7 protein-coding genes and 1 riboswitch are annotated in these 13,226 nt (G+C 34.2%); all 7 genes read left to right on the top strand.

The genetic code is table 11. The annotated features are described in order from the left end of the window. The first annotated feature begins 9 nt into the window (after positions 1–9). Positions 10–2,511 carry a family 20 glycosylhydrolase gene (locus tag RB618_RS12750; protein WP_308069069.1) on the top strand — a complete coding sequence of 834 codons (2,502 nt, stop codon included), beginning with the start codon at positions 10–12 and terminating at the stop codon, positions 2,509–2,511. A 4-nt stretch (positions 2,512–2,515) separates the two neighbouring features. Then, positions 2,516–3,820 carry a serine hydrolase gene (locus tag RB618_RS12745; protein WP_308069068.1) on the top strand — a complete coding sequence of 435 codons (1,305 nt, stop codon included), beginning with the start codon at positions 2,516–2,518 and terminating at the stop codon, positions 3,818–3,820. Between the two features lie 505 nt (positions 3,821–4,325). Then, positions 4,326–6,188, top strand: coding sequence for a TonB-dependent receptor (locus RB618_RS12740; RefSeq protein WP_308069067.1), 1,863 nt, complete (start codon positions 4,326–4,328; stop codon positions 6,186–6,188). 249 nt (positions 6,189–6,437) lie between these two features. Beyond that, positions 6,438–6,710 (top strand): hypothetical protein, encoded by a 273-nt coding sequence (locus tag RB618_RS12735; RefSeq protein WP_308069066.1) that lies wholly within the window; start codon positions 6,438–6,440, stop codon positions 6,708–6,710. A 221-nt stretch (positions 6,711–6,931) separates the two neighbouring features. Then, a complete protein-coding gene (locus tag RB618_RS12730; protein ID WP_308069065.1) occupies positions 6,932–9,604 on the top strand; it encodes a PAS domain S-box protein in 2,673 nt (890 codons plus the stop codon). Positions 9,605–9,988: 384 nt separating this feature from the next. Next, positions 9,989–10,089: riboswitch (SAM riboswitch) on the top strand. Positions 10,090–10,327: 238 nt separating this feature from the next. Then, positions 10,328–11,317, top strand: a complete 990-nt coding sequence (locus RB618_RS12725) for a TlpA disulfide reductase family protein (RefSeq protein WP_308069064.1) — start codon at positions 10,328–10,330, stop codon at positions 11,315–11,317. A gap of 188 nt (positions 11,318–11,505) precedes the next feature. Continuing rightward, positions 11,506–12,978 (top strand): aminotransferase class V-fold PLP-dependent enzyme, encoded by a 1,473-nt coding sequence (locus tag RB618_RS12720; RefSeq protein ID WP_308069063.1) that lies wholly within the window; start codon positions 11,506–11,508, stop codon positions 12,976–12,978. The last annotated feature ends 248 nt before the right edge of the window (positions 12,979–13,226 follow it).

Raw genomic sequence — 13,226 nt, 5'->3', positions numbered from 1 at the left:
TAAAAAGAAATGAGAAAAAATATTTTTCTATTAGCCCTATTTCTAAGTTCGCTTAGTTTTGTACAAGCCCAAAAATTAGATTTAATTCCCAAACCTGTATCAGTTCAGCAAAGTGCGGGACAGTTTGTTTTTCCTTCGCCATTAAAAATTGTTGTAGATAAAAAACTTAAAAATAGTGCCGATTATATCTCGGCAAGTATTTCAAAAAATACAGGAATTAGCTCAATTGTTTCGATTGGAAAAAAACACGGAAAGAATACTATTTCATTTCTGGTAGACAAGAAATTAGATCTTCCAAACGAAGGTTATCAATTAGAAATAAATGAAAAAGGAATTTTCGTAAAAGGAAAAACAGATAAAGGCGTTTTAAACGGATTCCAGACTTTGCTACAGATTTGTTCTGCGAAAGAAGTTAAAAAAGGAACCCTTCCGTTTGTTAAAATTGAAGATTATCCTCGTTTTGACTGGCGTGGAATGATGCTTGACTGTTCAAGACAATTTTTCGATAAACAAACCGTAAAAAATTACATCGATTGGTTGGTTGCCCATAAAATGAATGTTTTTCATTGGCATTTAACAGATGATAACGGCTGGAGAATTGAAATAAAATCATTGCCAGATTTAACTTTAAAAGGCGCTTGGAGAGGTCCAGGCGAAGTTTTATTGCCGTCTTATGGTTCGGGAGACAAACGTTACGGAGGTTTTTATACGCAAGAAGATATTAAAGAAGTGGTAGCTTATGCTGCAGATCGTGGTATTTCAGTTATGCCAGAAATCGAAATTCCAGGGCATTCGCGTGCGGTAACGGCTTCGTATCCAGAAGTGGGTTGCGAGATAACGCAGGAACTTAAAAGCGTTCAAGGCGAAGTAAAAAATGTTTGGTGTGTTGGGCGTGAAGAAAATTATGATCTTCTGGATTCAATTATTCGTGAAGTTTCAGGATTATTTCCTTTCGAATATATTCATGTTGCGGGAGACGAAGTGAATCGTGCCAATTGGGAACATTGTCCAAAATGTCAGGCTTTAATGGCAAAAGAAGGATTTACAGACAGTTTTCAGCTTCAGAATTATTTCTTTAAAAGAGTTCAAAAAATTGTAGATAAATACCATAAAAAAACGGACGGCTGGAATGAAATCCTGAAAGGTGGAGAAATTAATCCAAATACGCTTATTTCTGCTTGGCAAGGAATTAGTTACGGAATTGAATCGGCAAAAAAAGGGTATAAAACCATCATGATGCCAGGACAATTTACGTATTATGACATGGCACAATCTGAAACAGAACGCGGCCATCGTTGGGCAGCAATCACAGATACCAAAAGAGCCTATTCGTTTGAACCAATTCCAGATGCCGATTTAACTCCCGAAGAACAGAAAAATATAATTGGAGTTCAAGGTGCTTTGTGGAGTGAATATTTAGATCGTCCTGCAAGAATTATGGAATACCAAAGTTATCCGAGAATCAGTGCGTTGTCTGAGATTGGTTGGTCTAAAAAAGAAGATAAAAACTGGGATGATTTTTATGGAAGATTAACTAACAGCCATTTGAAAAGATTGGCAGATATGGGAATTGCTTTCAGAGATTTTCCTCCAACAGCTATTTATAAAAACGGAACGATTACAGTAACTCCACCGTATGAAGGTGCGGTTGTACGATTTGATAAAGACGGAAATGAGCCAACAAGACAATCGCCTTTATATACTGGACCAATTCAAGCGAAAAATTACGAGCAATATATGTTCAGAGTTTTTTTTAATGAATATTCAGCAAGTCCAGCAGTAAAAGCTGAAAAACTCCCTGTTGCCAAGTGGAATACATCAAAAGCAGAAGTTTTAACGATTTCTGAAAACATCTCAGATCATGTAGATAAAAAAGGCATTTGGTATTTAAGTTTTAATCCAACAGATGACGGAACAAACGGAACAATCAAAAATGTTTCGCTTTTTGAAAACGATAAATTGATTCAGACTTATGTAGACGAAAAAGCATTAAAATCAAAACCTCGTTTGAGATTTTTGATTGATAATTACAACGAAAAAAATACGTATAGATTAGATTTTACAGTCGAAAATAAAGAAGAGAAAAAATCTGCAGCAAATGTAAAATTCAATTGTTCGCCTTATCAGGAACCAGAAGTGAAAGTGACTTCGTCGATGGCGGAAAATCCGAAGTTTCCAATTTCGAATCTGCAAGATTATAATGAAGAATCGTATTTGCGTACCGATGTTGCTTGCAAAGATGGCGATTGGATTTTGTATACTTTTACCAATCCTGTAACGTCTTCTAAAATTGATGTTTTAACTGGAATTCCGCATCACCCGAGATTTATCATTAATAATGGTTTTGTGGAGTATTCATACAATGGAATTGATTTTATAAAAGGAGATAATTTCGATTACGGAAACGCATCAATTTATCCGAAACAGTCTGTAAAAGCGGTTAGAATACAAATTACCGGAACCAATAATGAGCCTTTGATGGCAAGTCAGGACTTAAAAATTAATCCATAATACTATGAAAAATATTGGCATCAAAATTTTAATGGTTTTCTTGATTTTTCTGGGAGCAAAAGGTTATTCTCAGGAAAACTCAAAACAACTAGATGGTTTAGAACGAAATAAAGTTTACATTGATTCGATGATGACAAATGCGCTGGAAAAAGGCTTTTTTCCGGGAGCACAAATTATTGTAGGAACAGGAGATTTTAATCTGATAACCAAAAATTACGGTCATCATGATTACACCAAAAAACAGTTAGTAAAATCAGATGATGTTTTTGATCTAGCTTCAATGTCTAAAGTTTTAGGAGCGACTCTTGTAACAATGCGTTTGGTTGGAGATGGAAAAATTAAATTGACAGATCAAGTCGGCGAAATTGTTCCGATGTATAAAAACACAGCTATTTCAGATTTAACGCTTTTTGAGCTCTTAACGCATACTTCCGGATTAACGCCAAGTATTACTTTTTATCAAGCATTGCTTTCTACACCAGATAATTCGCCTTTTTTGAGCAATCAAAAATCGGAACTATATGTTGAGCCTTTTGATAATATGTTTGTGAACAAAAATATTGTTTACGATTCTAAATATCTGGTTTTTGAACCAAAAGAAAATTGGGTTCAGATTTATAAAAACATGTGGCTCAATCCAGAGTTTTATCCATCGGTTTATGAGAGAATTGCAAAGGCAAATACAAATCCGAGAGGGAAATATTTGTATAGCGATTTAAACTTGCTTTTGGTGAAGCAAATGATTGAAACCAAAACAGGAAAAAAACTCGATCAGTTTACCAATGAAATTTATAAAGAATTAGGCATTTCAAAAATTGGATATAATCCGCTAAAATGGACTTCAATAGATAATGTAATGCCAACTGAAGTAGATAATTTTTTCAGAAAAGATACCGTAAAAGGTTATGTGCACGATGAGGCTGCTGCTATTTTTGGCGGTGTTTCCGGAAATGCCGGTTTATTTGCCAACGCAGAATCAATTGCCGTAATCTGCAAAATGCTAATGAATAACGGAAATTATAAAGGAAAACATATTCTAAAAGCCAAAGTCGTAAAAGAGTTTACTGACTCTCCGCTTGCTAAAGAAGGAATTTATCGTGGTTTAGGTTTCGATAAAAGAAAACCAGATGAGTTCTTTACAAAAGACGATTTTGGACATACGGGTTTTACAGGAACTTTTTTCTTTATGAATAGAAATACAAATCGATTTTTAATCATTCTGACCAATCGAGTTAACCCAACTAGAACAAACCGATTAATGTACAAAGACGATTTTAGTGCTAAAATCTGGAGGCAAATTAATAAATAAAAGTTTGCCACGAATTACACGAATTTTCACGAATTAATTTTTCAATCTGTGAGAAAAATTTAGCCACAGATTAAAATGATTAAAATGATTTCTTGTTTCACGCAGATTTTGCAGATTTAAGCAGATTTATTTAAATTTTATAATCTATATTGATTTGCTTAAATCTGCAAAATCTGCGTGAAAAAAAACTAAGCGCAACCAAATAAAAAAATCTTTTTTAATCATTTTAATTTGTGGCAAAAAAATAAACATGATTAAAAAAATTAATCATAATCAGATTGAGGCTGGAATTTCAGAAGAAGAAATCAGAAACAGTTGTAAAGAAAGTTTCGTTGCATTAAAAAAATGTGCGCTAAATATTTGATTTATAAGTAATATCTCTCACTTTTGCTTGATTTTTGGCAAAATAGATCATTAATTCATCCGGACTAGTTGTAATTATAAAACTGGTATGCTTTGTTGGTACGGTAAGCAATTACTTTTGCCAAAAAAAATAAAAACCAAAATGAAAAAGATCTATTTTGCTGCCTTTGCAGTAATTTGTACCAATTTTTACGCACAGACAAAAAAAGATTCCATCAACCAAATGGATGAAGTCATTATTAATGAAGGCCGTTTTAATACACCAATTTCTAAACAAAATAGAAATGTATATGTTATTTCGAGCGAAACCATTAAAAAACTGCCAGGAAGAACATTGCAAGAAGTATTGCAATATGCCAACGGAGTAGATATTAGACAAAGAGGGCCTTTTGGAACTCAAGCCGACATTAGTGTTGATGGTGGAAGTTTTGAGCAGACTGTTGTTTTGCTGAACGGAGCAAAAGTAATCGATTCGCAAACTGCCCATAATATGTTGAACCTGCCTCTTCCAGTTGAAGCAATTGAAAGAATCGAGGTTGTTCGCGGACCAGCAGCGAGAATTTACGGAATCAACAGTTTAACGGGAGCAATTAATATCATTACCAAAAAGCCAACTGATTCTGGATTTATGGTTAGCACTTACGCAGGATCAAATTTCGAAAAAGATACTCAGGATACAGGAGATACTTTTTATGGAGCAGGAGTTCAGGCAGGAGCTGTTTTAGGTAAAGAAAAACAGCAGCATATCCTTTTTGCTTCGCACGATAAAAGCAACGGATACCGTTATAACACAGCATTCGAAAATAATAAAATTTTCTATCAGGGAAATGTTCAGATCAATGATAAAAATGAAATTTTAGGTTCTGCAGGCTACATTAACAACGGATTTGGAGCAAACGGTTTTTACGCTGCGCCTGGAGATAAAAACTCAACAGAAATTGTTCAGACTACATTTGCCAATCTTCAGTCCAATCATCAAATTACAGAAAGCTGGAAAATTATGCCTAGAATAACGTATCGCTACAATTATGACGATTACCGTTATTTAGGAAATTCGAATCTGGCTGTTGGAAGAAGTCAGCATTATACGAATTCTATTGCAGGAGAATTGAACTCTACAGTTAAATTATCTAAAGGAGAAATTGGTTTTGGAGCCGAATTTAGAAACGAAAATATCCACTCTTCGAACATTGGAGACCACGATCGCGAAAATGTGGGACTTTATGCTGAATACAGAAGAAGTTTTACTGAAAAGTTAGACGTAAATATCGGAACGTATTTAAATTACAATTCAGACTATAAATGGCAGATTTATCCGGGAATTGATGCTAGTTATGCCATTACCGATGCCTTTAAAATTATTGGTAATGTGGGAACAAGCCAGAGAATTCCATCGTTTACAGATTTATATCTGAAACAGACTGGAAATATCGGAAACCCTGACCTAGATTCAGAAAATGCTTTTCAAAGTGAAGTTGGTTTCAAATACAACAAAAGAGCTTTGAGCTTAAATGCGAATTATTTCTACAGAAAAATAGACAATTACATCGATTGGATGCGTAATGCTACAAATGTGCCTTGGCAGAGTCAGAACAAAGGAGATTTGAACACAAACGGAATTAATTTACGTGGAAATTACAGATTCGATTTTTCTAAAGATTCTCGATTAAGTATTCTTTTGGCTTACACATATTTAGATTCTGAATTTAAAAGTACGCGTACAGAAACGTATTCAAAATATGCAATTTCGTCATTAAAACATCAAATTACCAATACAATAGATTATCAGTTTAAAAACTTATCTGTAATGTTTGCAACTCGTTTTAACGAAAGAATTACAGGGCCATCTTACTGGGTAAATGACTTTAGAGTAAGTCAGGCGATTAATAAGTTCACCATTTTCTTAGATGGACAGAATATTTTTAATGCAACATATTATGAAGTAGGGGCAGTGCCATTGCCATCTCGCTGGTTTACTTTGGGGGTAAAACTGGTAACTTTTTAAGAGTTAATTTTAAATAAATAAGATAATTTCAAAAAGCCTGTAAACTTTGTTTTTACAGGCTTTTTTAGTTTTAGGATACTAATAAATGCTAAATCAAAACGCAGCAGAACATTTATTTGCCAATAGGAAATCATGTAAATTTTTCGTTAAATGATATAATGGGTTGTGATTTAATTTGTTGAATTTTACTAACTTACGAATGAAATAATAATCGGGCTTTCAATTTTTGAGGGTGTAAAATTGTAGAAAATGGAAACAAGAAATGAACAAAACGATTTATTCCAAGATGGTATTGATCGTACTCAGGAATCAAACTGGGATCCTATTTTAGGATACCATATGTATTTTCCAAATGACGAAAATATAGAGGAGCATTTAAATGAGAGTGAGAATCCTAATCAGCATACCAATACGGGAGATTGGGGAGATGATAGTGACTATGAAGAACTGAGACATAAAAGTAATTCCAATTCCAATATGAATATTCGTACTTTTGGAAATGAAGAAACAAAAACAGATTAATTTTAAAAAGAGCGGAATAATTCTCCGCTCTTTTGCATATTAAACAATAGCAACCGTTATCATAATCAAATCAAAAAAAGCTGAATCTTAAACGATTTGGCTTTTTTAATTTTTTAAACAGACAATCGTGTTTTTATTTATATTTGAGAAAGAATTTAACAATTTTAAGTTTCATTGGCAGCAAAAAACAGCATTAGAAATTATTTTCATAAAATATTTTAATGGAGCTAATACATAATCTAGACCTTTTTCAAACCGTTTTTAATTCTGCACCAAATGGTATTGCAGTCTTGAAACCTTTGTATGATAAAAAGGGCAAAGCGGAAGATTTTTCGATATTATTATGTAATGCTTATCTAATAAACTGGATTGGTAATTCAGATTATAAAGATAAAAGATATAGTGAGGTTTTTTCTAACGCAAATGGAACAGAAGCTCGTGAGAAGTTTATTGAAACTTTAGAAACCACTATTCCAGCTAATTTTGAACAATGGTACGGTACTGAAACCGTAAAACAGTGGTTCCGATTTACTGCTGTGACTCAAGACCAATTGCTGGTGGTAACAATGGAAGATATCACCGAGAAAAAACAAGCAGAAACTGCATTGAATGAAGCATTGATTGATGCAGAAAAACAAAAAAGACTTTACAATTCTGTAATAAACAGCACTCCCGATTTGGTTTATGTTTTTGATCTTGATTATAAGTTCATTTACGCAAACAAAGCTTTATTAACCATGTGGGGCAAAACAGAACAAGATTCTATTGGCCGCGGATTAAGAGAAAATGGTTATGAAGATTGGCATGCCGAAATGCATGAAAGCGAAATTGATGCTGTTGTAGCTAATAAAAAGCCAATTAGAGGAACGGTTTCTTTTCCGCATGCAGAATTTGGAAGAAGAATTTACGACTATATTTTTGTTCCCGTTTTTAATGAAAAAGGCGAAGTAGAAGGAGTTGCAGGAACAACAAGAGATATAACCGAAAGTAAATTGGCAGAAGAAAAGTTGCAGCAAAATGAGAGCCGTTTCCGTAAAATGATTCATCAGACTCCAGCGCCAACTTTGGTACTTAGAGGAGACGATCTTGTTATTGAGCAGATAAACAAACATATGCTTCAAATGATTGGACGCGGAGAAGAAATTGTAGGCATGCGAATGATTGATGTTTTGCCAGAACTAGAAGGACAATATGTTTGGGAACAAGTTTTAAAAGTTTACAATGAAGGAATTCCTTTTGATCAAAGTGAAGTTTTGGTTCCGCACAACCGAACAGGAGAATTAAAAAACTATTATTATAATTTGGCTTATCGTCCGTTAATTGAAGACGGACAGATAACAGGAATGATACAAGTGGCGGTTGAGGTTACACAGCAAGTTGTAGCCCGACAAAAAATGGAAGAAAGCGAAAGCCGTTTTCGAGCTCTAGTCAACGCATCATCAGATTTGGTTTATCGCATGGATGCGGATTGGATGATTATGCAAAACCTAGAAGGAGATGGAATCTTGACTAATCAAAGAGAACGAGGCGTGAATTGGCTGGATAAATTTATTCATGCTAGCGATTTGCAAATGGCCGTTCATCTTATTTCGAAATCAATAGTAGAAAAATCTATTTTCGAAATGGAGCATAGAGTCATTAATCAAGACGATTCTGTCAGCTGGTTTTTTTCTAGAGTAGTGCCAATTTTAGATGATCAAGAAAAAATTATAGAATGGTTTGGAGCATCAAGTGATATTACTTCGCAAAAAGAACTTCAAAATGTTATAGCAGAAAGTGGAGAACGATTTAGACAGCTCGCAGATTTGGTGCCACAAATTATCTGGACAGCCAATTCAGAAGGTTTTGTTGATTATTACAATAGCCGTTGGTACGAATATACGGGCTTTGAAGAACATGAATTTGGAGATCCAAGCTGGATTTCAAAATTACATGCAGATGATGTTTATTTAGTATCAAAGACTTGGTACGAGAGTGTTAATGCGGGACTTCCATATCAGCTTGAATTTCGTTTAAAAAATGCTAATACAGGAGAATACCGTTGGTTTTTAAGCAAAGCGCTCCCTATTAGAGACAAAGAGGGCATAATTACCAATTGGTTTGGTACTTGCACCGATATTCATGAGCAAAAGTCTACTACCGAAAAGTTGGAAATTTTAGTGGCAGATCGCACCAAAGAATTGCAGCGCTCTAACGAAGATTTACAGCAGTTTGCGCATGTTGCCTCGCATGATTTAAAAGAGCCAGTGCGAAAAATAAAAACTTTTTTAAGCCGTCTGGAAGATCACATGGCTGGGCAGTTTGACGAATCTTCATCAAAATATATTGAACGAATCCATGTCGCTGCAGATCGTATGTTTAATATGATTGATGGCGTACTCGCGTATTCTAAAATGAATGCCGATTCGCAAAAAACAACAATTGTCGATTTAAATGAAGTTATTAAAAATATAGAAACCGATCTCGAAATTGCTCTTCAAGAATCAAATGGTAAAATTTATTTTGAAAAACTTCCAATTATAGACGGAGCTTCTGTCTTGCTGTATCAGCTTTTTTATAATCTGATTAATAATTCGATTAAGTTTGCTAGAGAAGAAACGCCACCAGAAATTAATATTACTGCAACTGAACAAATTGAAGAGGGTAACAAAATTGCGATAATTACCGTAGAAGACAACGGAATTGGTTTTGATCTTGATCAAACAGGACGCATTTTTGAAACTTTTACCCGATTAAATTCTAAGGATCGTTATGAAGGAACTGGCTTAGGGTTGTCACTTTGTAAAAAAATAGCTGAACGTCACGGAGGTAGTATTACTGCAACAGGAATTTCTAATAAAGGAGCTATTTTTATTATAACATTGCCGTTTGAGCAAAAAGCAAAAGATATTTAATAATGCAAGAAAAGGCGATTTTATAGCAGATGATGCGAAATGTACTGCGAAGCATTATATGAATACTGCAGCCAATCTCGGAGCGGTTTGCTATTTTTTGAAAACGGATTAAAAGAAGCTTTTTCGAATCTAAAAAAAAGTATTTGCATGCTTTTATTTGAGAGTTGAATTGTGTTTTTCTTTTTTAAAAGTAAAATGTGTGAATTTCTTTTATAAAAAAAGTACATCTTGAAAATATTTTTTTTGTGTTAATTTGTTGATTTTTATCTGTTTGGATTTGTTTAAAATGTGGTTCTAAATAAAAACTTGAAAAAAATATAATTCAAACTTGACTAATTCGGTAGAATTACTATATATTTGTGTCGCAGAAAATTTATATAATGATACTTATCCAGAAAGACTGAGGGAGTAGGCCCATTGAAGTCTTAGCAACCTGTTGCCGAATAAGGTGCTAAATCCTTCCGCTGTGTGCGGGCAGATAAGAAAGATTTCTCCGTAAATCTGTTTAAGATCATCCAATTAAAATCTTTATTATGAAAGCAGAATTAATTTTGTACGCCAGTTATGAACTTTTGAATTCGATTTTTGAAGAAAGCAGTTTTGCCTTTTTCTGAATGCGAAAGCGATAGTTTCTCCCAGACTCCTTTTATAAAATAACATTTACGCTAATGGCTTTTGGCATTGGCCTGAAATTCTTTTGTCTAATCTAAAATCAAAAATAAAATGAAAAAAATACTATTAGGTTTTGCTTTGCTTTTTGGAGCTGCTCAAACTCAAGCTCAAGAAAATAATTTACAATTAAAAGGAACTGTTGTCGACACTGTGGCGCAATACGTTTATTTGCAGAAGTTTCACAATAAAATGTTTACTACAATTGATTCGGCAAAAGTAAAAGACGGAAACTTTAGTTTTAAAACAAAAGTGAAAACGCCAGATTTATACGGATTAAGCGTCAATACAGAAAGTTCGCCTTTGTATGTTTTCCTTGAAAAAGACCCGATTACCGTAAAACTGAGTCCAAAGAAATATTATACCGCTTCTGTGGTTGAAGGTTCGTCTTCTCAAGATTTGTTCGAAACCTATAAAAAGAGCAAAGATGTAGAAATAAGCAAATTCATAACAGAGCATCCAAAATCTATTGTTTCGGCTTATGTATTGTACAGAAATTGGTCGTACAGATTAACGCCAGAACAGATAACGCAAAATATTGCTTTGCTGGATAAAAGCCTTCATAATACCACTTACGTGAAAGAATTAAAAGAACTGGCTATTGTTTTAGACGGATTAGCAGTAGGTAAAAAAGCCCCTGATTTTACAGCCAATGATCCTGATGGAAAGCCAGTTCGCCTTTATGATAATTTGAAAGGGTACACTTTAGTCGATTTTTGGGCTTCATGGTGCGGTCCATGCCGAAGAGAGAATCCGAATATTGTAGCCGCTTACAAAGAATTTCATGATAAAGGATTTAATATCGTTGGGATTTCTTTAGATAAAAAGAAAGAAAACTGGATTAAAGGAATCAAGGATGATAATCTAACTTGGACACACGTTTCTGACTTACTTTTCTGGAACAGTGCCGTTGCTAAATTATATGGTGTGAGAGCTATTCCGGGGAATTATTTGGTAGATTCTAAAGGAATAATTGTTGCCAAAAACCTGCACGGAGAAGAATTGCAAGCTACATTAAAAAGACTTTTAGGGCAGGCAAATTAATTTATTTAAACACATAGTAACATAGTTTTTCTTTATCTAACAAGGCATTTCATTTGTTTTAACAAACATAACTATGTGTGAAAATCTAGATTTTTTCAAATACCTATTATTTAGAATATAATCTATGTTTCTATGTGTTTAAAAAGATTCAATCAATAATAAATTTAATTAATTAAAATGACAAGGATATGAATGCTATTGAGCCAACAACAAAACCAACAGAACCTGAATGTTACTTTTCTAAATTTAGAGAAAATACAGTAGGAATTGACCATACTTTCGAATCGGTTTACGGAGAACAAAATTTAGTTTACGCAGACTGGGTTGCCAGCGGAAGATTATATGCTCCGATCGAAGATATAATGCTCAATAAAATTGGTCCTATGATTGCCAATACGCATTCGCTTTCAAGTCAGACAGGAAAAACATCTACTTATGCGTATCAGCATGCGAGAGATATTATTAAAAAATCGGTTAATGCTAACGAATCTGATGTTCTGGTAACTACAGGAAGCGGTATGACGGCAGCTTTATCGAAACTGCAGCGTATTATGGCGCTTCGAACCAAATCGGAAGAAGATAGACCTGTGGTTTTTATTACGCACATGGAGCATCATTCCAATCAGGTTTCGTGGTATGAAACAAATGCCGAAGTGGTTATTCTGCCACCTGATGAGAACAATTTAGTCGACCCAAAAGCTCTTTCATCGGCAATCAAAAAATATGCAGACAGAAGCTTAAAAATCGGTTCGTTTACAGCTTGTTCGAATGTCACGGGAATTATTACGCCTTATCACGAATTAGCCAAAATCATGCACCGAAACGGCGGACTTTGTTTTGTAGATTTTGCAGCTTCGGCACCGTATGTAAAAATAGATATACATCCTGAAAATCCAGAAGAACAATTGGATGCGATTTTCTTTTCTCCGCATAAATTTTTAGGCGGACCTGGAACTTGCGGTGTTTTGGTTTTTAATGAAAAATTATACCAATCTGATTTTCCAGATAATCCAGGTGGAGGAAATGTAAAATGGACTAATCCTTTAGGGAAATATTGTTACAGCGATGTAATAGAAGTTAGAGAAGATGGCGGAACTCCTGGTTTTTTGCAAGTTATTAGAACTGCATTGGCTCTAGAATTAAAAGAACAAATGGGAGTTGAGAATATCAAAAAAAGAGAAAAAGAATTGCTTGATCTTTGTTTTTCGAGGCTTCAAAAAATAAAAGGGTTATCCATTTTAGGCGATTTAACCACTGAGCGAATTGGCTGTGTTTCGTTTATAATCGAAGATATTCATTACAATTTGATCGTTAGACTTTTAAATGATCGTTTCGGGATTCAGGTTCGCGGGGGCTGGTCGTGTGCAAGTACGTATGCTCATTATCTGTTTAATATCAGCGAAAAGAAATCGGCTGAAATTACAAATGAATTATTACAGCGAAATCAGACCAATAAACCAGGTTGGGTGCGCTTGTCACTTCATCCAATTATGAGTAATGAAGAGCTTTTTTATATCTGCGATGCGATTGAAAAAGTAGCTTCAAATTATAAAAAATGGAAAAAAGATTATGAATATAATCCGGTTTCAAATGAATTTGAGAATCCGGAAATTAAAGATACCATTGCAAGAGAAGTAAATGAATGGTTTGAGTTAGATTAGTTAGTATTAAACCTAACAGGTTTTCAAAACCTGTTAGGTTTTTAATGGGATAATATTCCGTAGGAATATCTCATCGGTAGAAAAAAATGATATCGTTTTACGTTGTGTCCTGTAGGGACACCTGTTTCAGGATACGATTTGCCTCGTTTATCAGACGTTCCTACGGAACGTATAAATGGGCTTTGAAATTTGATTCTACCAAGCAAACATTCCTAACGGAATGAACTGTTTTTACCAAAATAAATATA

Source organism: Flavobacterium sp. LHD-85, from assembly GCF_030929595.1.
Lineage (GTDB): Bacteria > Bacteroidota > Bacteroidia > Flavobacteriales > Flavobacteriaceae > Flavobacterium.
The sequence above is the reverse complement of the archived record's forward strand: the minus strand, read 5'-3'. Positions and strand labels throughout refer to the sequence as shown.

Coding starts and splice junctions, on each gene's coding strand:
- RB618_RS12750 (WP_308069069.1), top strand. CDS start 10: ATGAGAAAAAATATTTTTCTATTAGCCCTATTTCTAAGTTCGCTTAGT.
- RB618_RS12745 (WP_308069068.1), top strand. CDS start 2,516: ATGAAAAATATTGGCATCAAAATTTTAATGGTTTTCTTGATTTTTCTG.
- RB618_RS12740 (WP_308069067.1), top strand. CDS start 4,326: ATGAAAAAGATCTATTTTGCTGCCTTTGCAGTAATTTGTACCAATTTT.
- RB618_RS12735 (WP_308069066.1), top strand. CDS start 6,438: ATGGAAACAAGAAATGAACAAAACGATTTATTCCAAGATGGTATTGAT.
- RB618_RS12730 (WP_308069065.1), top strand. CDS start 6,932: ATGGAGCTAATACATAATCTAGACCTTTTTCAAACCGTTTTTAATTCT.
- RB618_RS12725 (WP_308069064.1), top strand. CDS start 10,328: ATGAAAAAAATACTATTAGGTTTTGCTTTGCTTTTTGGAGCTGCTCAA.
- RB618_RS12720 (WP_308069063.1), top strand. CDS start 11,506: ATGAATGCTATTGAGCCAACAACAAAACCAACAGAACCTGAATGTTAC.